The 20,610-nt window shown below is 70.0% G+C and carries 22 protein-coding genes; 8 read left to right on the plus strand and 14 right to left on the minus strand.

The window, feature by feature from the left end; genetic code table 11:
• Position 1 precedes the first annotated feature (1 nt).
• From ACFVAE_RS09195 to ACFVAE_RS09205, 3 genes are all read left to right on the plus strand, one after another.
• Complete coding sequence (locus ACFVAE_RS09195) at positions 2 to 679, plus strand: hypothetical protein (protein ID WP_378890834.1); 678 nt, start codon at positions 2 to 4, stop codon at positions 677 to 679.
• A 238-nt stretch (positions 680 to 917) separates the two neighbouring features.
• Positions 918 to 1,397: an AAA family ATPase gene (locus ACFVAE_RS09200; RefSeq protein WP_378890837.1), complete on the plus strand. Its 480-nt coding sequence runs from the start codon at positions 918 to 920 to the stop codon at positions 1,395 to 1,397.
• Between the two features lie 29 nt (positions 1,398 to 1,426).
• Positions 1,427 to 2,350 carry an aminoglycoside phosphotransferase family protein gene (locus ACFVAE_RS09205; RefSeq protein ID WP_378890839.1) on the plus strand — a complete coding sequence of 308 codons (924 nt, stop codon included), beginning with the start codon at positions 1,427 to 1,429 and terminating at the stop codon, positions 2,348 to 2,350.
• 22 nt (positions 2,351 to 2,372) lie between these two features.
• Here ACFVAE_RS09205 and ACFVAE_RS09210 read toward each other — a convergent pair whose 3' ends face one another.
• The 8 genes from ACFVAE_RS09210 to ACFVAE_RS09245 all read right to left on the minus strand — a co-directional run bounded on the left by ACFVAE_RS09210 (position 2,373) and on the right by ACFVAE_RS09245 (position 9,972).
• Positions 2,373 to 3,200 carry a hypothetical protein gene (locus tag ACFVAE_RS09210; protein WP_378890842.1) on the minus strand — a complete coding sequence of 276 codons (828 nt, stop codon included), beginning with the start codon at positions 3,198 to 3,200 and terminating at the stop codon, positions 2,373 to 2,375.
• A 40-nt stretch (positions 3,201 to 3,240) separates the two neighbouring features.
• A complete protein-coding gene (gene panB / locus ACFVAE_RS09215; RefSeq protein ID WP_378890844.1) occupies positions 3,241 to 4,113 on the minus strand; it encodes a 3-methyl-2-oxobutanoate hydroxymethyltransferase in 873 nt (290 codons plus the stop codon).
• Positions 4,110 to 4,502, minus strand: coding sequence for an aspartate 1-decarboxylase (gene panD / locus ACFVAE_RS09220; RefSeq protein WP_378890846.1), 393 nt, complete (start codon positions 4,500 to 4,502; stop codon positions 4,110 to 4,112). The genes panB and panD overlap by 4 nt, the downstream gene beginning before the upstream one ends.
• Positions 4,502 to 5,368 (minus strand): pantoate--beta-alanine ligase, encoded by an 867-nt coding sequence (gene panC / locus ACFVAE_RS09225; RefSeq protein ID WP_378890848.1) that lies wholly within the window; start codon positions 5,366 to 5,368, stop codon positions 4,502 to 4,504. Before panC ends, panD begins: the two co-directional genes overlap by 1 nt.
• On the minus strand, positions 5,365 to 6,309 hold the full coding sequence (locus tag ACFVAE_RS09230; protein ID WP_378890851.1) for a Rossmann-like and DUF2520 domain-containing protein: 945 nt from the start codon (positions 6,307 to 6,309) through the stop codon (positions 5,365 to 5,367). The genes panC and ACFVAE_RS09230 overlap by 4 nt, the downstream gene beginning before the upstream one ends.
• Positions 6,310 to 6,437: 128 nt before the next feature.
• Entirely contained in the window at positions 6,438 to 8,117 is a 1,680-nt protein-coding gene (locus ACFVAE_RS09235) for an ABC1 kinase family protein (RefSeq protein WP_378890854.1), read from the minus strand.
• 11 nt (positions 8,118 to 8,128) lie between these two features.
• Positions 8,129 to 8,701, minus strand: coding sequence for a PadR family transcriptional regulator (locus ACFVAE_RS09240; RefSeq protein WP_378890856.1), 573 nt, complete (start codon positions 8,699 to 8,701; stop codon positions 8,129 to 8,131).
• 74 nt (positions 8,702 to 8,775) lie between these two features.
• Complete coding sequence (locus ACFVAE_RS09245) at positions 8,776 to 9,972, minus strand: MFS transporter (protein WP_378890859.1); 1,197 nt, start codon at positions 9,970 to 9,972, stop codon at positions 8,776 to 8,778.
• Between the two features lie 45 nt (positions 9,973 to 10,017).
• Here ACFVAE_RS09245 and ACFVAE_RS09250 point away from each other — a divergent pair, with 45 nt between their 5' ends.
• Positions 10,018 to 10,344, plus strand: coding sequence for a hypothetical protein (locus ACFVAE_RS09250; RefSeq protein ID WP_378890861.1), 327 nt, complete (start codon positions 10,018 to 10,020; stop codon positions 10,342 to 10,344).
• A 14-nt stretch (positions 10,345 to 10,358) separates the two neighbouring features.
• Positions 10,359 to 10,655: a DUF503 domain-containing protein gene (locus ACFVAE_RS09255; RefSeq protein WP_378890863.1), complete on the plus strand. Its 297-nt coding sequence runs from the start codon at positions 10,359 to 10,361 to the stop codon at positions 10,653 to 10,655.
• 9 nt (positions 10,656 to 10,664) lie between these two features.
• On the opposite strand, the gene ACFVAE_RS09260 is transcribed toward ACFVAE_RS09255, so the two are convergent.
• The 6 genes from ACFVAE_RS09260 to ACFVAE_RS09285 form a co-directional block, all read right to left on the minus strand.
• The gene (locus ACFVAE_RS09260) at positions 10,665 to 11,654 is read right to left on the minus strand and encodes an SIS domain-containing protein (protein WP_378890865.1); all 990 of its coding nucleotides are present in this window, start codon (positions 11,652 to 11,654) and stop codon (positions 10,665 to 10,667) included.
• Complete coding sequence (locus tag ACFVAE_RS09265; RefSeq protein WP_378890867.1) at positions 11,651 to 12,934, minus strand: Gfo/Idh/MocA family protein; 1,284 nt, start codon at positions 12,932 to 12,934, stop codon at positions 11,651 to 11,653. The genes ACFVAE_RS09260 and ACFVAE_RS09265 overlap by 4 nt, the downstream gene beginning before the upstream one ends.
• Before the next feature lie 26 nt (positions 12,935 to 12,960).
• The gene (locus ACFVAE_RS09270) at positions 12,961 to 13,785 is read right to left on the minus strand and encodes a carbohydrate ABC transporter permease (RefSeq protein ID WP_378890869.1); all 825 of its coding nucleotides are present in this window, start codon (positions 13,783 to 13,785) and stop codon (positions 12,961 to 12,963) included.
• Positions 13,785 to 14,684, minus strand: a complete 900-nt coding sequence (locus tag ACFVAE_RS09275; RefSeq protein WP_378890871.1) for a carbohydrate ABC transporter permease — start codon at positions 14,682 to 14,684, stop codon at positions 13,785 to 13,787. The genes ACFVAE_RS09270 and ACFVAE_RS09275 overlap by 1 nt, the downstream gene beginning before the upstream one ends.
• A 98-nt stretch (positions 14,685 to 14,782) precedes the next feature.
• Complete coding sequence (locus ACFVAE_RS09280; protein ID WP_378890873.1) at positions 14,783 to 16,120, minus strand: extracellular solute-binding protein; 1,338 nt, start codon at positions 16,118 to 16,120, stop codon at positions 14,783 to 14,785.
• A gap of 79 nt (positions 16,121 to 16,199) precedes the next feature.
• Positions 16,200 to 17,411, minus strand: a complete 1,212-nt coding sequence (locus ACFVAE_RS09285; RefSeq protein ID WP_378890875.1) for an ROK family transcriptional regulator — start codon at positions 17,409 to 17,411, stop codon at positions 16,200 to 16,202.
• Between the two features lie 223 nt (positions 17,412 to 17,634).
• Between ACFVAE_RS09285 and ACFVAE_RS09290 the strand changes: the two genes are divergently transcribed.
• The 3 genes from ACFVAE_RS09290 to ACFVAE_RS09300 are packed head-to-tail and all read left to right on the plus strand — an operon-like array spanning position 17,635 to position 20,609.
• Positions 17,635 to 18,747 (plus strand): Gfo/Idh/MocA family protein, encoded by a 1,113-nt coding sequence (locus ACFVAE_RS09290; RefSeq protein ID WP_378890877.1) that lies wholly within the window; start codon positions 17,635 to 17,637, stop codon positions 18,745 to 18,747.
• 12 nt (positions 18,748 to 18,759) lie between these two features.
• The gene (locus tag ACFVAE_RS09295; RefSeq protein ID WP_378890879.1) at positions 18,760 to 19,734 is read left to right on the plus strand and encodes a Gfo/Idh/MocA family protein; all 975 of its coding nucleotides are present in this window, start codon (positions 18,760 to 18,762) and stop codon (positions 19,732 to 19,734) included.
• The gene (locus ACFVAE_RS09300) at positions 19,731 to 20,609 is read left to right on the plus strand and encodes a BadF/BadG/BcrA/BcrD ATPase family protein (protein ID WP_378890881.1); all 879 of its coding nucleotides are present in this window, start codon (positions 19,731 to 19,733) and stop codon (positions 20,607 to 20,609) included. Before ACFVAE_RS09295 ends, ACFVAE_RS09300 begins: the two co-directional genes overlap by 4 nt.
• The last annotated feature ends 1 nt before the right edge of the window (position 20,610 follow it).

Genomic DNA, 20,610 nt, shown 5'->3' on the forward strand with positions numbered 1-20,610 from the left:
GATGGATGCCACGCTCGCCGCGCTCCCTCAGGACGCCGACCACCGCACCGCCGAGCGCGCGTTCAGGGATACCGGATGGACGCGCGCCGGCGCCGGGGACTGGGCCATCGCGCTGCGCGCACCGGATGGATCGGCCGCGGTGCGGATCAGTCCCTTCGATCCGACCGGGCCGTACACGGCGGAGCTGTACCGCGCGGCCGCGCACACCCGGCTGGTGCCCGAGCTCTTCGCGCATCGGCGGCTGGCCGGTGGCGGCGACCTGCAGCTGATGGAGTGGCTGACGCCCGTGGACGAGTCGGATGCGCATGCGTTCCACGGACTGATCGCCCAGCGCGACGAGGCCGTGGCCGAGCTCGTCGACATCATCGACGGCATCCACGCCAGGGCGCTGCGCGAGCTGCCCTGGTGCGGCCCGCTCGACACGAATCCGTCGAACGTGATGCGCGGGGCCGACGGCCGGCTCGTCGTGACCGACCTGTTCTACGCCGACGGCCCGGCGCTGTACTCGACGGCCGGCGGCGACCCGGACCTGCTCGTCTCGCGCATCCCCGAGCCGGAGCGGCGCTTCCTCACCGAGATCCCGCTCGCCGCCTCCGGTCCGTGGGACGACGCGTCGCGGGACGAGATGCGCCGCGGCATCGCGGCGGCGGATGCCCGGGCTGTGCAGTCCGGGTCCTGAGGGAGTCCACCATCCCGGGCCCTGAGCGAGCCCACCATCCCGGGCCCTGAGCGCCCTTCGTCACTTCGTCTCGCTCCGCTCGCTCAGTACGGCGCTCGTCGCTGCGCTCCTCGCTCAGGATCCGCGAAGCGAGACGAAGGGCGCTCACCCCTCGGAAAGTCCGCCATCCCCGGGCCCTGAGCGAGCGAAGCGAGACGAAGGGCGCTCGGTGTCGGCGGTGGAGCGTAGTCTCGGCCGGGTGCCAGGAGATGAGCTGCATCGGCCCCGAGTCGTGATGATGTGCGGGCCGGGCGGTGCCGGCAAGACCACCTATGCCAAGCGCCTGGAGCGGGAGGACTGGATCCGCCTGTCGTTCGAGGTGGAGTTCTGGGATCGCGGGATCACGACGATGCCCTCCGCGGAGGTGGTCGCCGAGGTCGCGGTGGAGCTCAAGGCCCGCCTGCTGCACCTGGTCGCGACCGGACACGACGTCGTGCTCGACTTCGGATTCTGGTTCCGGCGGCAGCGCGAGGAGTATCGCGCACTGCTCGCGCCGCTTGGCGTCGTGCCGGAGACGATCTACATCGCGACGCCTCTCGAGACGATCCTCAGCCGGGTCGGCGACCGGCACGGCAGGCAGGCGGATGACTGGCCGCTCACCGAGCAGACGGCGAGGGAGTACTTCGAACGGTTCGAGCCCCCGACGCCTGAGGAAGGTCCGCTCGAAGTCATCCGCTAGCGACCCTGCACTGTGATGAACTGTCGGGCATGGGCTCAGAGCAACCGTTCGCGATTCCCGCCGCGGTCGTCAGCGGCTTCGAGTCCGGCGACGACGCGACTCGTGACTGGGGACGCCTGCTGCCGTCGGTCGCCCGCGACCTTCTTCAGAAGTGGGATCTTCGTCCTGATGGTGCGGTCCGGGCCGGCGAAGCGGGGATCGTCGTACCGGTGCTTCGTGCCGACGACACCCCCGCCGCGCTGAAGCTGCAGGTGCCGAAACCGGAGACCCGTGCCGCGGCGCTCGGGCTCACCGCTTGGAAGGGTCGAGGGATGGTTCGGCTCCTGGACTACGACGCCGACCGGGGCGGGATGCTGCTCGAGCGACTGCACGCAGATCACAGTCTCGAACGCGTCGAGGACGACGACGCCGCGGTTCGCGTGGTCGGCGGGCTCCTCGCGCGCCTGCACAGCGTGCCTGCGCCGGCCCCTCTCCCTCGGCTCACGACGATCGTCGCAGGGATGCTCACGGACGCCCCTGCGGCGATGCGATTTCTCGACAGCGACGACCGTGCTCGTGTCGATCGTTGGGCGCGTCAGGTCACCGCGGTGGAAGCCGAACCCGGAGATCGCCTCCTGCACTGGGATCTGCATTACGGCAATGTCCTGGCCGCAGACCGAGAGCCGTGGCTGGCGATCGACCCCGAGCCCCTCATCGGCGACCCCGGGTTCGACCTCTGGCCCGCTCTGGACAGCGGGTGGAGCGCTGATGAGTCCGTCTCAGACGCACCCCGCATCGTGCGCCGACGGTTCGGCATCCTCACCGAGATGCTGGACCTCGACCGCGCCCGCGCCGTGGCGTGGACGGCTGCCCGCCTGCTGCAGAACACGCTCTGGGACATCGAAGACGGGCATCACGCCATCAGCACGTCCGCGAAGACCGTGGACGACGCCCTCGCATCCTTCAGCGGATAGGCCACGTCCGCGATCCGTGCGTTCAGACGCGGCGCAGCCGTTCCGCGCGACTCTCGTCGACGCCACCGCGCCACCCGGACAGCGGCGGTGTGATGTCCGACCGGGGCCCGCCGGACCACGCCTCTTCGACCTCTCGGCGGGAGACGAATCCGTCCCAGCTGGGCGCGAGACTGCTGGGCAGCACCCCGATCTCGGCGAGGCCGATGAGGATGCCGTAACGCTGATACTTGTCGGTTCCCGGCACGATCCTGGCGCGGGCCACCGCCTTCTCCAGCGCACCCGCGGTCGTCCCCGCGGGCTGCGCGACCACCACATCCAGCAGTGCCCCCACCCGCTCGCGATCATCTGCCGTCGGCGTCGGAAGTCCGGTCGCGGCCGCGGCCTCGAGATCGGGCAGGTACTTGTAGGGCTGTTCGTTCCACGCCCATCCGAGCGCGATGCGCAGGAGCACCTCAGTCGTATCGACGGCGAATGCGTCTCCGTCGCGAGGCTCCAGCCCGCAGTCCGGCAGGCTCGCGCCCGCGGCCGACAGATGGCGGGCCCACCCGAACGAGATCACGATCTGACGGCCGGACGGCGCACTGCCGAGCCCCGCCACGAACGCGCCCAGCACGGCCTCCTCGTCGAGCGCGGATGCCGCGGCAACAGACCTCTCGAAGATCTCGACAGGCGTGAAGCGCTCGACCGCGTGGACCGGCCAGCCCGCGGACTCAGCGAGGGTCATGTCGTCCGCATCGTGTGTCGGCTCCGCGCCCGCGACCCCGCCGGTGCGGGTGAAGCGGTAGCCGTACAACCGCATCAGGCTGTCGAGTTCATCTCCGCGAGGAACGCGGCGCGGTGCAGTGGTCACGCCTCCAGGCTAGATGCGAAGCGCAGCAGCCGAGATCCGCTCAGGACCGCTCAGCGAGCAGCTGCTCCAGCCGCGCCACCTCGTCGGCCGGCATCCCGTAGGTGTGCTCCACCGCGGGGTACTCCCGCGAGCGCACCTCATCGGCATACGCCCGCACGCCGTCGATCGCGGCGCCGCGCAGCTCGGCGTAGCGCTTCACGAACTTCGCCTGCGGGCCGTCGAGCAGACCGAGCAGGTCGTGGAACACGAGCACCTGCCCGTCGGCATCCGCTCCGGCGCCGATCCCGATCGTGGGGATGCGCAGCAGCGGCTGCAGCGCCCGCGTGATCTCCGCCGGCACCGCCTCGAGCACGATGAGCGAGCATCCGGCGTCCTGCAGCGCGAGAGCGTCGTCGATCACGGCCAGCGCGCCCTCGGCGGTGCGGCCCTGCGCGCGGTAGCCGCCGAGCGCTGTCGCGGTCTGCGGCGTCAGCCCGACGTGCCCGACCACCGGGATGCCCGAGGCGACGATCGCCCGCGCCCGGTCGACGGTCGTGCCGCCGCGCTCGATCTTCACCAGGTCGACCCCGGCCTCCTTCACGAAGCGCTGCGCGGTCTCGATCGCAAGGGCATCGGATGCCTCGTACGATCCGAACGGCAGGTCGCCGACGAGCAGGGCGCGCGAGAGCCCACGCCGCACCGCGCGCGTGAGCATGAGCATCTCGTCGACGGTGACCGGCACGGTGCTGTCGTAGCCGAGCACGGTCATCGCCCCGGAGTCGCCGACCAGCACCATGTCGACGCCGGCCTCCTCGGCGATCTGCGCGCCGGGGTGGTCATAGGCGGTGACCATGACGATCGGGTCACCGGCATCCTTCTTCGCAGCGAGATCGCCGAGCGTCAACCGGCGCGCCGGAGCCGGATGCGCGCTCACGCGACGACCTCCGTCAGCAGCGCGTCCACGACGTCGTCGACGCGGATGATGCGGTTTCCGCGGTCCACGTGCACGACGGTCGGCTCGTACTCCGCGAGGTCCTTGCGGGAGTACTCCGCGTAGGAGATGACGATGATCGTGTCGCCCGCGTGCACGAGACGCGCGGCGGCGCCGTTGACCTGCATCGCGCCGGAGCCGCGCTCGCCCTCGATCGTGTAGGTGACGAAGCGCGACCCGTTGTCCACGTCGACGACGTGCACCTGCTCGTGCGGCAGGATGTCGGCGGCCTCCAGCAGGTCGGGGTCGATCGTGATCGAGCCGACGTAGTTCAGGTCGCTGCCGGTGACGGTCGCGCGGTGGATCTTGGACTTCAGCATGGTGCGTCGCATCACGCGCCGCCTTTCAGGTCAGTGCTGCGAAGGATGTGGTTGTCGATCAGTCGCGCGGCTCCGACGCAGGCGGCGACGGCGAGCAGCGCCTCTCCGTCGAGCCGGGTCACTGCGTGCAGGTCATCGTTGTCACGCAGCTCCAGATAGTCGGGGCGGATGCCGGCCTCGTCCAGCACCCGCGATGCCGCGTCGATCAGCACGGCGGCGTCGCGCTCGCCCGCGTCGGCGAGGGCGGATGCCGCGTCGAGAGCCCGGTTCAGCGCGGTGGCCCGAGCCCGGGCGGCCGCGTCGAGGTAGACGTTGCGCGAGCTCATCGCGAGACCGTCCGCCTCGCGGACGATCGGACACGCCTCGATGCGCACGTCAAGGTTCAGATCGCGCACCAGACGGCGCACGACGAGCACCTGCTGCGCATCCTTCTGACCGAAGTACGCGACGTCGGGCCGCACGATGCCGAACAGCTTCGTGACCACGGTCGCGACCCCGTCGAAGTGGTGCGCGCCACGGCTCGCACCGTCGAGCACCTCGGTGAGCCCGGAGACGTGGATGCTGGTCGCGAATCCTTCCGGGTAGATCTCCGCGGCATCCGGAGCGAAGAGCACATCGACGCCCTCGGCCTGGGCCATCGCGGCGTCGCGGGCCTCGTCGCGCGGGTAGGAACCGAGGTCCTCGTTCGCGCCGAACTGGGTCGGGTTCACGAACAGCGAGACGACGACGAGGCCGTTGTCTTCGCGGGCTCGGCGCATGAGCGAGAGGTGCCCCTCGTGGAACGCGCCCATGGTGGGGACCAGCCCGACGGATGCTCCGTCATTGCGGGCGTCGGAGACCGCGGCGCGCAGCTCGGGGATGGTGCGGATGATCCTCATGCGGTGGCCTCCGGATGTGCTTCGACTCCCCTGCCCTCGGTTCCTGAGCGAGCGGGTTTGTCCTCAGTTCCTGAGCGAGCGGAGCGAGACGAAGGGCGCCCAGTCTCAGCCCCTTCGTCTCGCTCCGCTCGCTCAGGGTGCGGGGTGGAGTCCGCTCGCCCAGTCTCAGCCCCTTCGTCTCGCTTCGGTCGCTCAGGGTGCGGGGCGGAGTGCGGGGTGGAGTCCGCTCGCTCAGGGTGCGGGGTGGCCAGCGCGCGGGTGGCGTCAGCGAGTTCGTCGAAGAGCGGGACGAGCTCGGGGCGGAGCGCCGCCCGCTGACGCGCGACCGTGGCCTCGTCGCCGCGGGCGATCGGGCCGGTCAGGGCATCGGATGCCCCGGACGCGACCCAGTTGTCTGCTGTCTGCCGCACCAGCGGGGCGAGGAGCTCACGGGCATCCTCAACCCCGGCTTCCTCGGCGAGCTGCTCCGCTACATCCAGCACGGTCAGCATGAAGTTCGAGGCGAACGACGCTGCCGCGTGATAGCCCGCGCGGTCGTCGACTTCGAAGGGGCGCGCCCCGAGTCGCTCGGCGAGAGATGTCGCGACGGCCAGGGCCTCGGGCGTCCGCCCGGCGACGGCCGCGCCGATGCCGTGGAACGCCTCCGGCTCCTCGGCCCCGGTGAATGTCTGCAGCGGATGCAGGCTGAAGTCGACGTCGTCCAGGCCGGTCGCTCCGGACATGTGTCCGATGAGGCCCGCATCCACTCCGGCGGCGACGTCAGCGATCGCGGCATCCGGAACGCACAGCAGCACGATGTCGCTCGCGGGGACCTCCTCACCGCGGCGGAGCGGCCCGTGCACGGTCAGTCCCGATGCACGCAACGCGCGGGCGAGCACGCCGCCGAGGCGTCCGGCACCGAGGACGGCGACAGTCGGAGAGGGTTCGGGAGAGGTGCGCATGGCGCGTTGAGTATGACCCCGAGGGCCGGTCCCGTGCAAATTCAGAGACCAAAATGCCTGATGCAATCTGATTGCGTTGCGCAGTCAACTCAACCAACTTGGAGTTGAGTGAGCAGATCGCTCCGGGGCTATCTCGCGCCCCCGCCGAACGCCCCTGCCGCCAGCGCGTACAGCAGCGGCACCGCCGACACCCCCATCAGCACTCCGCCCCAGGCCGCGCTGGTCGGAAGCAGCAGGATGCCGCCGATCAGCAGTCCCGCGAACAGGACGCCCCCGACTGCGCGTCGGATCAGCACCTCGAGGCGCGCCATCCGTCGCTCCAGCCGGCTCAGATCGAAGGTCAGACTGCCCTGTTCAAGTCTCGTGATCGCGGAGTCGATGCGCGCCGGCATCCGCCACAGCACGGCCGCGTTCTCAAGCGTCTGCTTGGCGAAGTCCGTGGCGACGTTGCCGCTCTCCTCGCGCAGCAGGCGCTTGGCGTAGGGCTCGACGGCATCCCACACGTTGAAGGCGGGGTCGAGGCCGCTGCACATCCCCGAGGTCAGCGAGACCGCGCGGAACAGCATGAGCAGCCCCTCGGGCAACTGGAACGGCATGGTGCGCATCACCTCGCCGAACTCGACGGCGAAGCCCTGCAGCTCCTGCGGGTCGACGTCGCGCAGCTCGGCGAAGCCCATGCCGCCGAAGCGCGAGAACAGCGTGGTGAGGGCGCGCTCGAGCTCGACGTTCTGCGCCGAGGGCAGCAGCACGCCCATGTCCTGCGCGGCGGCGACGAGCTTCTTGCCGTCGCGCGCGGCGACGGCGATCACGAGCGCCCGCAGGCCGTCGCGGATGCCGGGTGGCACCTCGCCCATCATCCCGAAGTCCACGAAGGTCAGACGCCAGTCCGGGCCCTCCCCCTGCAGGGGCGTCACGAAGATGTTGCCGGGGTGCGGGTCGGCGTGGAAGAAGCCGTGCGTGAAGAACTGGTCGAACATCACGTCGGCGAACACGCGCGCGACCTCGGCGGGATCGATGCCGGCGGCGCGCAGCGCGTCCGTGTCGTTGATCTTGATCGCGGTGACGTCGGCGAGCGTCAGCACCCGCCGGGTCGTCCGCTCCCACGCAACTGCGGGAGCGGCCACGCGCGGGTCGCCGTCGAAGTCGGCCGCGAACCGCTCGCCGTTGGCGGCCTCGTGCAGGTAGTCGACCTCTTCGAGGCTGGTGCGGGCGAACTCCTCGACGAGCGCCGGGGCGTCGACGCGCTCGCGCACGATGCGGATGCGGCGCAGCCATCCGCCGACCTTCCGCAGCGCGGCGAGGTCGGTGTCGATGATGCCGTCGATGCCGGGGCGCTGCACCTTCACGACGACGTCGGCGAAGCCGGCATCCGCTGCCGCCGCGGGCGAGAGCCGCGCGCGATGCACCTGGCCGAGGGATGCCGCGGCGACCGGCGTCTCGTCGAAGCGCTCATACGCGAGAGCGAGGGTCGTGCCGAGCTCGGCCTCGGCGAGCGTGCGGATGTCGGGGAACGGCACCGCCGGCACCTCGTCCTGCAGACCGGCGAGCTCCTGCGTGACCTCGGGCGGCAGCACGTCGAGGCGCGACGAGAGGAACTGCCCGACCTTGATCATCAGGCCGCCGAGGTCGATCGCGAGGTCGCGGAAGCGGCGCGCGATGCGCAGCATCCGCTTCTCGCGCGTGCGATCCGCGGTTCCCGAGAACCCGATGCGCGGCAGCACGAGTTCGTACCACCACACCTGCACGAGCACGCGGGAGGCGAAGGCCAGGATGCGTCGGTAGCGACGGCGATGCGCCGACTGCGCCATGCGGGCTCCGATCAGTCGGCGGCGAGAATCGCGTACAGCTTACGTCGGGCATCCTCCAGCACGGCCACCGCCTGCTGCACCTGCTCGGGCGATCCGGTGCGGCCCACCTGCGCGGCTGCCGCGGCGAGCTCCATGCCCGCCTTGGGCAGCGCGGCCAGGTGCGCGCCGGGGCGGGAGGCGGATGCCTCCCACGGTGCCTGCTTGTCCTCAGCAGTGGCCTCGCGACCGGCCTCGGTCAGCGAGTATGTCTTGCGGCCGTTGTCCTCGACGGCCTCGATGAGGCCCTCGTCGGCGAGCAGCTGCAGCGTGGGATAGACCGAACCGGCGCTCGGCTTCCAGGTGCCGCCGCTGCGCTCGGAGATCTCGTTGATGATCTGGTAGCCGTGCATGGGCTGCTCGGCGAGCAGCGCGAGCACGGCGGCGCGCACGTCACCGCGGCCCATGCGCGGGGTGGGGATGCGCTGCTCGAAGGCGTTGCGCAGCTGGTCCATGGCCTCCCAGATCGCGCCGCCAGGGCCGCCGCGGCCGCCGGAGCCGAAGTCGAAGGGGTTTCCGAACCCGTTGGAAGAGAACGAACCGTTCATGATGGCCTCCTCGGTTCTGCCTGAACGATGGTTAACGATATATCGGTAACCATCGTTCGGGAAGAGGTTCGCGGTCAGTTCTCAGGCTGCCGGCGCCCCTCGAGCACGCCCGCGAACAGGATCGCGACGAGGCCGGCGATCGGCACGACGAGCAGGCCGGCACGCAGACCCGCGTTGTCGGCGATGAGGCCGACCAGCGGAGGGGCGAGCAGGAATCCGAGGCGCAGCAGCCACGACACGATCGTCAGGCCGGCGCCATGCCGCAGGCCGGGCAGCGCGTCGGCCGCCTGCAGCACTGCCGGGATCAGGGTGGCGACACCGAATCCGGCGGCCATGAAGCCGACGATCGTGCCGGGCACCGTGGGGAACGCGAGCGCCAGCCCCATGCCGACCGCGACGATCGCGCCACCCGCGCGGGCGATGGTGCGCTGCCCGAAGCGGTCGACGAGGCGGTCGCCGACGAGGCGTCCGACGAACTGCGCGCCGACCAGGGAGATGTAGCCGACGGCGGCGAGCGCGGCGGGTGCACCCAGGTCGCTGCCGAGGTAGAGGGTGGCCCACGACATCCCGGCATCCTCGACGACGGCGCCGGCGATGGCGATGAGCACGAGGGCGAGCAGGATGAAGACGGTGCGGGCGGTGACGCGGGGCTTCTTGTCTGCCACGGCATGAGGCGCATCGGGTGCCTCCCCCGCCTCGTCGCGGCCCGGCAGGCAGAGCCGGGCCGCGACGAGCGAGACGATCACGAAGATCACGGCCGAGATCGACAGGTGGATGCCGAGGGGCAGTCCGAGCGCGATCGCGGCGGCCGCCATCGCGCCGGCGAGCACCGCCCCGGCCGACCAGATCGCGTGGAAGGAGTTGATGATCGAGCGGGCATAGCCGCGCTGTACGCGCAGGCTGTGCGCGTTCTGCGCGACGTCGGTGATCGAGTCGGCCGCGCCGCCGAGCAGCAGGGCGAGGGCGAAGAGCACGGCCGACGGCGCGAGCCCGGCGGCGAGCAGGCTCAGGCTGACGATGACCGTGCCGACCACGGCGACCCTCGCCGACCCGAAGCGCCGCACGAACATCGCGGCGGTGAGTCCCGCGGCGATCGCCCCGGCGGGGAATGCCGCGATCGCGAGGCCGTAGGTGGCGGCATCCAGCCCGAGAGCGGACTTGATCTCGGGGTAGCGCGGCAGGATGTTCGCGAACAGGGCACCGTTGGTGAGGAACAGCAGCGCCGTGCCGAGCCGGGCGCGGCGCAGGGCGAGGGAGGGCGAGGAAGGCATCCGTTCAACGCTATCGAGACGGATGCCGCCGTCTATGCTCGCAGCATGCCGCACCCTCAGACCGCCGAGTACCTCCTCCAACGTTCCAAAGACGCCCGCGCCCGCGGCGACGTCCTCCTGCATCTGCAGTTCGACGTCGCACAGCTGACCGGCGAGACCTCGTCGTGGGGCTCAGCCGAGAACGGTATCCAGCGCGACGACCAGGTCGGGTACCTGCTCAGCCAGGTCGAGGCGCTGGGCTGGCGGCTCGAGCACACCGGCTACGTCTTCGTCGAGAGCGGATCGACCAGCTCGGCCCGGATGTTCAGCACCGGCACCGGAGTCGTGAACCACGGCGGCGTCGAGGGGATGTTCACCTTCCGTCGGGTCTGAGGCAGACTGGCGGCGTGTGGATCGGGTGGATCGAGTTCGACATCCTGCTCGGCGACGTGCAGTCGCTGAAGGAGAAGCGCAGCGTGATCCGTCCGATCATCGCCGAGCTGAGCCGGCGCACCGAGGCCTCCTGCGCCGAGGTCGGTGCGCAGGATCTGCACCGCCGCACCGAGATCGGCGTCTCGGTCGTCGCCGCGCACGCGACGCACGTCCGCGACGTGCTCGATCAGGCCGAGCGGATGCTGGTGGAGAATCATCCGGAGGTGACGCTGCTGTCGGCGCGGCGGGGGCTGCACTCGAGCGGGGACTGAGCCCGGCCGTCACCCGGCCGGTGCGATCTTGGTGTCCTGCCGCACGAAGACCGGGTCGTCGACCGGCAGCCCGCGGACGTCGGAGACGATCGAGAGCAGCTCCTGCAGGACGACCACCTCGAGCAGCGCACGCTGACAGGTCGTGAGACCGGCGGGGATCTCCACCGCCGCGGAGGACGGATGCCGGTGCGCGTGCTCGGCCAGCAGCAGCGTGCGCGATGTCTGCTCGTGCAGCTGCTCGACCAGCTCGCGCTCGCGCCCGGCGCCGAGCACGACGTGGGCGACGTCCTTCCCGGCGACATCCATCGGGCCGTGCAGGTACGCCCGAGTGCCGTATGCGGCGCTCGCGACAAGCGGTCCCTCGCGCAGCAGCAGGGCGAACGCCTCCACGGGGGTGAGGCGGTCGGCCGCCCCGATCACGTCGACCGATCCGGTGGCGAGGTGCTCCGTGGCGAAGGTCAGCAGATCGGGGCGCGCCCGGTCGACGGTCGAGTCGATCAGGGCGGGCAGGTCCTCCCACGGCAGTTCCGCGACGATGCCGGCCATGCCTTCGGCCAGCACAGAGAGGGCGGTGAACGTCGTGACGAAGCCGACCGTCGACACCCGGCTGTCTTCGGCCCCGCCCAGGGTGATCGCTCCCCCCGCCGTCCGCACCAGCGGGTTGTCGTCCGAGTTCGTGATCGCGCGCGTGGTCGCACCCGCCTCGGCGAGCTCGGAGATCAGCGCGACCGTCTCGACGCTGCGTCCGCTCTGCGACACCGCGATGACGAGGTCGGGCGAGGCCGCGGGCAGCGCCGGCAGATCGGAGCAGTCCGTGCGCCAGGCCGAGACACCCGCGCCTCGCAGCACGTGCAGCGGCGCGGCGAGCGCGGCGTTGCTCGCACCGATTCCGGCGAGCAGCAGCTGGGCCGGTGCCCCGACAGCTGCTGCTCGCGAACGCTCGAGCACCTCTCCGAACCCCTGGAACTGCCGAGTGCGGCCCTCCTCGTAGCCGATCATTCGGATGCATCCGCCGCGCGGCGCGGACGCCATTCCCGACGCGCGACCGCCGGCACGTAGTCCTCCAGATCCACCGGGAACTGCACGACCGTCTGCGTCTCGGCCGCGTAGTAGGCCGCCATCAGCAGCTCGGTCACGGCGACGCCGCTGTGCAGGGACTCGAGCGGCTGCTCTCCGCGCACGAAGGCTCGAACGATCTGGGTGTTCTCGGCGACGTAGCCGTACGAGGCCGGCTCGTCGGCGATCACCGGCATCAGCCCCTGCTCGGCGTTCTGCTTCTCGAGCATGTCCTCACCGGCATCCTGCTGCAGGTCGCGGGAGAGGAAGACCTGGCCGTCGCCGGTGAGCGAGTTGGCGGACATCGAGTACTCCGGTCCGAGCAGCTCGAACGAGAGCCGCATCCCGGCGCCGACGTATCCCCACGAGGTGGTGGCCTCGATGATCACGGGCTCGCCGTCGCCGTTGCGGAACACGAACGTGGCGTTCGCGTAGTCCTCCGACGGCGTGTCGCGGTAGTCCTGCACTCCCGGATAGCGCTCCTCGAGCTGGGCGGCGTAATGGTCGCGCCCCCACCGCAGCGAGGCGATCGTCGCGGTCACCGACACCGGCGTCAGCCACTCGTCGGGGTCGGTGCCCGGAGGGGTGAGCAGGAACCGTCCGGCCTCGACCGAATGGCACATCAGGTCGTTGAGGACGCCGCCGCCCTGCAGCTCGCTGTCCCAGAACCACTGCGAGTGCGGACCGGAGTGCTCCTCGAGGCAGCGGGCCAGGTACGGCGATCCCGCGGCCGAGGCGCCGCGAGCCCAGACCAGATCGCGCGTGCGGGTGAGCCGCGGCGCGTAGACCTGGTTCTCGAGGTACGCGTGCAGGATGCCGGCGCGGTCCACCGCCGCCGCCACCGCGCGCGCCTCGGCGAGGTTGCGCCCCAACGGCTTCTCGACGGCGATGCCGCGCAGGCTGCCGCGGCCGCTCACGACCTCGTCGCAGATCGCCTCGATCACCTCGACGCGGGTCTCGTTGGGCGTGAGCACCCAGATCGCGTCGACCCGGGGGTCGCGCACCAGCTCGGCGACGTCGTCGTAGGCCGACACGTCGACCCCGACACTGAGCGATTCGGCGTAGCGGGCGAGATCCTCGGCCTTGGCGAGCGTGCGCGACGAGACCGCGACGATGTCGGCGTCTCGCACCGCCTGCCAGGAGCGGGTGTGGAAGCGGGCGATGAAGCCGGCGCCGACGATGCCGATGCCGAGGCGCCGGACGGGGGTGGTGGTTTCAGTCATGAACTGCTCCTAGATGATGCGGGCGGTCAGCCCTTGACGCCGGTGAGGGTGATGCCCTCGACGAACGTGCGCTGGGCGAAGAAGAAGACGAGGACGACGGGCAGAGTGGCGAGGATGGTGACGGCCATGGTCACGCCCCAGTCCGTGGCGTGCGCGCCGTGGAAGCTGGCCAGTCCGAACGAGACGGTCCAGTTCTCGGAGTTCTCGGACGCGTACAGCAGCGGCCCGTAGTAGTCGTTCCAGCACGAGAAGAACGAGAAGATCGCTGCCGCGGCGATGCCGGGCTTCGCCATCGGCACGATCACGCGCAGCAGGATGCCCCAGTCACCGCTGCCGTCGATCCGTGCGGCATCCACGTACTCGGCCGGGAGCGACAGGAAGAACTGGCGCATCAGGAAGATCGAGAACGCGCCGCCGAACAGGTGCGGCAGGATGAGCGGCCAGAGCGTGCCGGTCAGACCCAGCGACGACCACATCACGTACAGCGGCACCTGCGTCACCTGCGGCGGCAGCAGCATGGTGACGATCACCAGGAAGAACACGATGTTGTCGCCGCGGAACCGGTACTTCGCGAGTACGAAGGCCATCGGCACGGATGACACCAGCATGAACGCGGTGGCAAGACCGGCGTACAGCAGCGAGTTGCCGAACCAGGTCAGGAGCGGAGCCGTCGTGAAGGCGTCGCTGTAGTTGCTCCACTGCCATGGCAAGGGCCAGACCGCACCGGTCAGAGTCTGGTTCGGCCCCATGAACGAGGTCAGCAGCACGAAGACGATCGGCAGGATGAACATGAGCGCGAGCGCCAGCAGCAGTGCGTGCTCGGCGATCCAGAACAGGATGCGGCGGGCCATCAGCGCACCCCGTTTCCGGCGAAGGCACCCAGTCTGCGCAGCAGCAGCGCCATCACCGCAGAGGCGACCAGGAAGAGCATGACGGCGAGCGCGGCCGAGTAGCCGAGCTGGAAGCTCGAGAAGCCCTGCAGGTACATCCACTGGGTGAACGTGAGCAGCGAGTCGTTGGGGTAGCCGATGAGCACATCGGGACCCGATCCGACGCCCGACTTGCCGCTCGCCACGCTGGATGCCACGGCCGCCTCTGTGAAGTACTGCAGTGCAGCGATGATGCCGGTGATGAGCGAGAACACGAGGACGGGCGAGATGTTCGGGATCGTCACGAACCGGAACCGCTGGAAACCGTTCGCGCCGTCCAGCGAGGCCGCCTCGTACTGGTCGCGCGGCACGTCGAGCAGCGCGGCGAGGAAGATCACCATCACGTCGCCCATCATCCAGATGCCGAGCAGCAGCAGCGACGGCTTGCTCAGCGCGGGGTCGTTGAACCAGAGCGGTCCCTGCATCCCGAAGGCGCGCAGGATCGTGTTGACCGGACCTGTGCCCGGGTTGAAGAGGAAGACGAACGCGACCACGCTCGCCACCGGAGGCACCAGCGCCGGCACGTAGAACAGTGTGCGCCAGACACCGCTGGCCCGCTTGCGCCGGGTGAGCAGCAGGGCGATGCCGAGTGCGCAGACGATCCGCACCGGCACCAGGAAGACGACGAACCACAGCGTGTTCAGCGCGGCCTTTCCGACCCTGCTGTCCTGGGTGAACATGTACTCGTAGTTGCGCAGGCCGATCCAGATCGGCTCGCTGACCAGGTCATAGCTCGTGAACGAGTAGTAGATGTTGGCCACGAGCGGATAGAGGAAGAACACGACCAGGCCGATGAGGCCGAGCACGAGCATCGACCACATCGCCCAGCGGATGCGCCGTCGGGGTCGCGGTGGCTCCGCGGAGCCGCGGACACGGGTCCGCGGCTCCGGAGAGCGAACTGCTGTCGCCGTCATCGTGACTACTTCGCGCCGCGCAGGCTGAGGGCGTTGTCGATGTCCTCGTCGACCTGCTTCAGACCGTCGGCGAGCTTCTTCTCGTCGGCGTCACCGGACTGGTAGCTCTCCCAGAAGGATCCGAAGCCCTGCGTCAGTGTGCCGCCGATCGCGGTCACCGGCGAGGACTGGGTCGCCGGGTTCGCCGCAGCATCCACGAAGGTGCGGTACGTGTCCGGGACCTCGAGGTCGGCGGACTCGGCCGCGGCCTTGAGCGTCGGGATGTTCTTGAATCCGTTCGCGTACTTCACGGCCGCGTCGGTGTCGTGCGACAGGAACTTCACCAGAGCCCAGGCGGCCTCCTTGTTCTGCGACTTGTTGCTGATGCCGATGTCGGCCGCGCCGGCGAATCCGCCGCCGTACTCCTGGCCGCTGCCCTCGAGCACCGGAACCGGAGCCGTCGCATAGGCGAGGTCTTTCGCCTGATCCGCGATGAACGCGACGCGCCACTCGCCGTCCAGCGACATGGCGATCTTGCCGGTCTGGAACGGGTTGTCCGCCGACCATTCGTCACCGGCGCCGGCGCTGAAGGTCTTCAGCTTGTCGTAGCCGATCTTGTCGACGAACGCCTTCTGCCAGTCGATCAGGCCGGTCCAGTTCGGGTCCTCCGCGACGCTGGCTTTGCCGTCCTCCATCCACTGCGCGCCCGCGGTCTGTCCGAGCGTCGCGGGCGTGACCTGACCGAAGCCGATGAGGGGGTTGAATCCGAGTGTCTTGATCGAGCCGTCGGCGTTGTAGGTGGTCATCTTCAGCGCCATGGTCTCGAGCTCCTGCAGAGTCTTGGGCGGCTCGGAGTAGCCGGCCTCCTTCAGCAGGTCGGTGTTGTAGTACAGCCCGTACACGTCGGAGGTGGTTGGCAGGCTGCAGCGCTTGTCCTCGTACTTGGTGAGGTCGGCGAAGATGCCCTGGTAGTCGCCTTCGGCCACTTCGTCGCGGTCCATGTAGGGCTGCAGGTCGACCATCGACTTGCAGAGCGTGCCGAGCGTGTTGTTCACGTTGGTGATCATCACGTCGACCTTCGAGCTGGTCGCGGCGACCTGGGCGATCTTGGTGTCCTCCTGCTGGTCGCTGATCTTCACCTTCACCCCCGGGTATGCGGCCTGGAAGTCATCGACGAGCGACGTGATGACCTCGGACTCACGCGCGGAGTAGTGGTGCCACAGGGTGATCTCGCCCTTGAGGTCGGAGGCGGCGGGCGCCTTGGCGGCGACCTCGTCCGAGCTCGACCCGGAGCATCCGGCGAGCGTGAGCGCCGTCGCGGCGACTGCCGTGATGGCGAGCAGCTGTCGAGTGAAAAGCTTCATCGCGTTCCTTTCTTGGGTGCACTGCAGGAAGCCGTGGCGGCCGGGTGCCGCAACGGTCGGGGTGTTCAGGGTCTGGGTGTCAGCGGATGGCGCGCAGACTGCGCTCGATCTCTTCCGCTTCGTTGGTGGCGCCGGAGCGACGAGCCCTGGCGAGGTAGTCCTCGCGGAGGTCCTTCCGGAGCAGCTCGAGCGCTCCGGCCAGCACGGGGTCCTCCGAGACGCGGGCGACCGACACGTTCGGGTCCCACCGTGTGCGGTTGCGGATCGCCACTCTGGTCATCTCGGCGAGCGCCTCGCCGCCGGCGCGGCCGACCGGTCCGCCGAAGACGACGAAGTCGGGATCGATCACGCCGAGCACCGGGATGACCGCGTAGGCGAGACGCGGGGCGAGCGCCTCCATGAGGCGGGTCGGCAGCGGCTCGCCCGCCAGGATGCGGTCGAAGGTGAGGTCGGGTTCGCCGATCTCCTTCGCGAGGGCCTCGAGGGCGGCCGCGCCGACGACGTCCTCGATGTCGAGGTCGTCCTCGACGCCGGGGACGACTCTGCGTGCGACCGGGAGATGCCCGATCTCACCGGCGCCGCCCGAGCTGCCCTGCACGATCTTGCCGGCGATGTCGAGCGCGAGTCCGATGCCGTAACCGGTCCAGATCAGAGCGGTGGTGGCGTTCTCGCCGTAGGCGCCGGTGCTGCGCTCGGCGACCGCGGCGAGGTTCACGTCGTTGTCGATGCGCACGCGGCATCCGAGTGCATCCTCGATCTGCTGGCGGACGTGCCTGCGCGACCAGCCCGGGAGTCCCTCGACAGAGCTCAGTTCGTCGGCTCGCGGGTCGACGCTGCTGGGGACGCCGATGCAGACGTGGCCGACCCGGGCGAGGTCGACTCCGGCGCTCTTGCAGGCGCGGAGCACGGCGTGAGCGACATCCTTCGCGGCGCTGCGCTCGCTGGTGAGTCCCGCGGCCGACTCGCGGGCGACGGTGTGCCTGCGTCCGGTGACATCGATGACGCTGGACTGCACGCCGTGCTGGTCGACGTTGACGCCGACGCCGTAGGTGACGTCCTCACGCACGGCGTAGACCGTGGCGGCGGGGCCACGAGCTGCGGTCTCCTCGCCCGCGGGCGCGATCAGGCCGCTCTCCTCGAGGCGGGCGACGATCTGAGCGGCGGTCTGCTTCGAGAGGTTGATGCGCCCGGCGATGCCGTTGCGGCTCAGCGGTCCGTCATCGATCATGCTCGCCAGCGCGTGCGCGGCGTTCTCGTCTCCGAGCCACGACGGGGTGCGCCCTGCTGCCATGTCTTCCTCGCTTCTCTGCGTCGGCCGGCGCCACTGCCCGGCCGGCATCCGATCCGGCTGAGTCCGAGTATTGCAATGTTTCCTGACAGTTTGCAACCCCCCTCGATGAAGTTGATCGGAAACAGTCGCCAGCTCAGTGAGAAGTACGGGCACATCACCCCTTTGACAGGTTCCGGGAAATCTGGCAACGTTCTTGTCGATAACCATCGAAGGTGAGGTTGAAGTGCCAGATTCAACGAGTCCGCTCCGCATCGGCGTCCTCGGCGCGGGCGGCATCGCCGTCGCGTCGTACGGCGTGCTCCCCAACATCGCGCAGTACGAGGGCTTGGTCGAAGTCGCGGCCATCGCCGACGTCGACCCCGTCCGCGCGGCGGACGTCGCCGCGCAGTACGGCATCCCCCGCTCCTACGGTGACCTGGATGCGATGCTCGCGTCCGGCGGCATCGACGCGGTCGCCAACCTGACCCCGATCCCGCTGCACTTCGACACCTCTCGGAAGATCCTTCAGGCCGGCATGCACCTGGTCACCGAGAAGCCGATCGCTGCGACCATGGAGCAGGCGGATGAGCTGATCCGCCTCGCCGACGAGCGGGGCCTGCTGATCGTCTGCGCCCCGCCGGACATGTTGTTCGAGCCGTACTCGAAGGCTGCCGAGCTTGTCGCCGCAGGCGAGATCGGCCGGGTGGCGTTCGCACGGGTGCACTCCAGCCACGCCGGCCCCGGTGGCGGGCCCCGCGGGTGGGAGTCCGACCCGACCTGGTTCTATGCGAAGGGCTCCGGGCCGCTGCTGGACATGGGCGTGTACGGCATCCACGAGATCACCGGCATCCTCGGCCCGGCCCGCAGGGTGTCCGCGTTCGCCGGCGTCACCGACGAGGTGCGCACCGTGCGCGGGGACGGACCGTTCGCCGGGCTGGAGATGCCCGTCGAGGTGGCGGACAACAACCTCTTCATGCTCGACTTCGGCGACTCGACGTTCGCCGTGGTCGACGGCACCTACAACCTGCACGCGTCGACCGGGCCGAAGGTCGAGATCTTCGGCCGCCGCGGAGTGATCAACATCCTGCAGCCGGGGCATGACGACCTCGAGCTGTACAAGACCGATCTCGAGCCGGGGGTGGACGGCTGGCTGCAGTCGGATCAGCCGCTCGCGACCAGTGCCACCCGGGAGCGGTACGGGCGCGCGATCATGATCGGCCATCTCGCCGAGTGCCTGCGCGACGGCGTGCGTCCGGTGCTGAGCGGTGAGCATGCCCGGCACGCACTGGAGATCATGCTCGCCGTGGAGACCTCCGCGCGCGAGAACCGCATCGTCGAACTCACCACCACGTTCTGAAGGACCACGAGAATGACACTGAGAATCGCCGTTCTGGGCCTGGACCACTGGTACGCGGGCATCCCGTTCGCGCAGGCCGTGGTCGCGCATCCCGAGACCGAACTGGTCGTGATCGCCGACACGGATGCCGCTCACGCGGCCGAGGTCGCCGGCGACCTCGGCGTCGCCTGGTCGGATGATCCGGCCGCGGCACTCGCGAGAGACGATGTCGATGCGGTGGCCTGCTTCACCAGCGTCGACCGCAGCGCCGCGCTGTGCATCGCCGCGGCCGAGGCCGGCAAGCACATCGTGTCGGTCAAGCCGCTCGCGATGGATCTGGCCGGAGCGGATGCCGTGGTCGAGGCCGTCGAACGCGCGGGCGTGGTGTTCGTGCCGAGCGAGGCGCGCCGCACCTCGGCGCTGGCGCTGCGGCTGCGGGAGCTGACCGACGAGCTGGGCCCGTGGATCTCGGGCACGTTCTCGATGAACAGCGCCGTGCCCTCACCGTGGCCGGGGCAGAGCGGACCGAGCTGGTGGCTCGATCCGTCGAAGGCTCCTGGCGGCGGCTGGATCGATCACGCCGTCTATCAGATCGACCGGATGCGTTGGCTGTTCGACAGCCCGGTGCGCGACGTGTCCGGCGTGTACGGCCGACTGCGCCACGAGGATCTGGCTGTCGAGGACTACGGGCACGCGGTGTTCATGCTGGAGTCCGGGGCAGTCGTCACGGTGGAGGACACCTGGATCGCGGAGTCGGGAGACTCGCTCACCGAGATGCACCTGGTCGGCGAGCGCGGTTCGGTGCACCTGGTCAGCCGCACCGGCACGCTCGCCGTGACGCGGGACCGCGCGTGGGTGGAGGAGCCCGCTGCCGACGATCGCTTCGACACCCTGGATGTGCTCGTGCGTGCCGTGCTGCACAGCGAGGTCTCGACCGCGGGCGTGCGCTCGTCGCGCGAGACGCTGGATGCCGCGCTGCGGTTCTATGCGAATGCGGTGCGCCTGTGAGATCGGACGCACCGGTCCTCCTGGGGATCGATGCAGGCGGCACCAAGGTGCACGTGCGGTGGGCGTCCGTCGACGGCACGGTGATCGAGGATCGAGTCGTGCGCGAGCTGGGCTGGGGGGCGGCTTCCTTCGTCGACCGCGCCGCGGTCGTGGCCGGTCTCGCGGCCGAGCGACCGGTGCGGGCGATCGGCATCGGGTCGCACGGCTGCGATTCGGATGCCGAGTGCGAAGACTTGCGAAGCAGGGTCGCCGCACAGGTGCCGGTGCCCGTGGCCGTCGTGAACGACGCCGAGCTGCTGGGGCACGCGGTGGGCCGGCCGCACGCGATCAACGTCGTGCTGGGCACCGGGTCGATCGTCGTGCACCGCGGTTCGGGCGAGGCCCGCTATCTCGGAGGATGGGGCTGGCTGGTCGGCGACGACGGCTCGGCCTGGGGTCTGGTGCGCAATGCCGTCGCAGCGCTGAGCGACGGCGTCGACGTGCGGAGCTCGGAGAGCGACCCGCTGCAGGAGCTGCTGCTCACCGCATCCGGTTCGAGCAGCCTGCGCGACCTGGTCGACGTGATGCAGACCTCGCCCGCGTCGGAGTGGGCGTCGTGGGCTGACGCGATCTTCGCCGTGGAGAGCGAGTCGGCCGCAGCGCAGACCGCGATCGACCTGGGGGTGTCGCGCACCGCGCGGCTGGTCGAGCGGGTGCGCGCGCTGAGCGCGCAGGCCGACCACGTCGTGTTCGCCGGCGGCGTCGTGGCGAATCAGCGCGGCTATGCGGCGCGGCTGGAGGCAGCGGTGCGAGACCGCACCGGCCTGCAGGCGACGGTGCTCGACGGCCCCCCGGTGGCGGGCGCCGTTCGACTCGCAGCGGCCGTCGCGGACTGAT

This window comes from Microbacterium sp. NPDC057659 (genome assembly GCF_042799915.1).
Lineage (GTDB): Bacteria > Actinomycetota > Actinomycetes > Actinomycetales > Microbacteriaceae > Microbacterium.

Excerpts from the sequence above, each read along its gene's own strand:
- ACFVAE_RS09280 (WP_378890873.1), bottom strand. The coding sequence starts at position 16,120 with ATGAAGCTTTTCACTCGACAGCTGCTCGCCATCACGGCAGTCGCCGCG.
- panD (WP_378890846.1), bottom strand. The coding sequence starts at position 4,502 with ATGCGACGCACCATGCTGAAGTCCAAGATCCACCGCGCGACCGTCACC.
- ACFVAE_RS09265 (WP_378890867.1), bottom strand. The coding sequence starts at position 12,934 with ATGACTGAAACCACCACCCCCGTCCGGCGCCTCGGCATCGGCATCGTC.
- ACFVAE_RS09235 (WP_378890854.1), bottom strand. The coding sequence starts at position 8,117 with ATGGCGCAGTCGGCGCATCGCCGTCGCTACCGACGCATCCTGGCCTTC.
- ACFVAE_RS09275 (WP_378890871.1), bottom strand. The coding sequence starts at position 14,684 with ATGTGGTCGATGCTCGTGCTCGGCCTCATCGGCCTGGTCGTGTTCTTC.
- ACFVAE_RS09285 (WP_378890875.1), bottom strand. The coding sequence starts at position 17,411 with ATGGCAGCAGGGCGCACCCCGTCGTGGCTCGGAGACGAGAACGCCGCG.
- ACFVAE_RS09250 (WP_378890861.1), top strand. The coding sequence starts at position 10,018 with ATGCCGCACCCTCAGACCGCCGAGTACCTCCTCCAACGTTCCAAAGAC.
- ACFVAE_RS09295 (WP_378890879.1), top strand. The coding sequence starts at position 18,760 with ATGACACTGAGAATCGCCGTTCTGGGCCTGGACCACTGGTACGCGGGC.
- panC (WP_378890848.1), bottom strand. The coding sequence starts at position 5,368 with ATGAGGATCATCCGCACCATCCCCGAGCTGCGCGCCGCGGTCTCCGAC.
- ACFVAE_RS09230 (WP_378890851.1), bottom strand. The coding sequence starts at position 6,309 with ATGCGCACCTCTCCCGAACCCTCTCCGACTGTCGCCGTCCTCGGTGCC.
- ACFVAE_RS09205 (WP_378890839.1), top strand. The coding sequence starts at position 1,427 with ATGGGCTCAGAGCAACCGTTCGCGATTCCCGCCGCGGTCGTCAGCGGC.
- ACFVAE_RS09245 (WP_378890859.1), bottom strand. The coding sequence starts at position 9,972 with ATGCCTTCCTCGCCCTCCCTCGCCCTGCGCCGCGCCCGGCTCGGCACG.
- ACFVAE_RS09240 (WP_378890856.1), bottom strand. The coding sequence starts at position 8,701 with ATGAACGGTTCGTTCTCTTCCAACGGGTTCGGAAACCCCTTCGACTTC.
- ACFVAE_RS09260 (WP_378890865.1), bottom strand. The coding sequence starts at position 11,654 with ATGATCGGCTACGAGGAGGGCCGCACTCGGCAGTTCCAGGGGTTCGGA.
- ACFVAE_RS09270 (WP_378890869.1), bottom strand. The coding sequence starts at position 13,785 with ATGGCCCGCCGCATCCTGTTCTGGATCGCCGAGCACGCACTGCTGCTG.
- ACFVAE_RS09195 (WP_378890834.1), top strand. The coding sequence starts at position 2 with ATGGATGCCACGCTCGCCGCGCTCCCTCAGGACGCCGACCACCGCACC.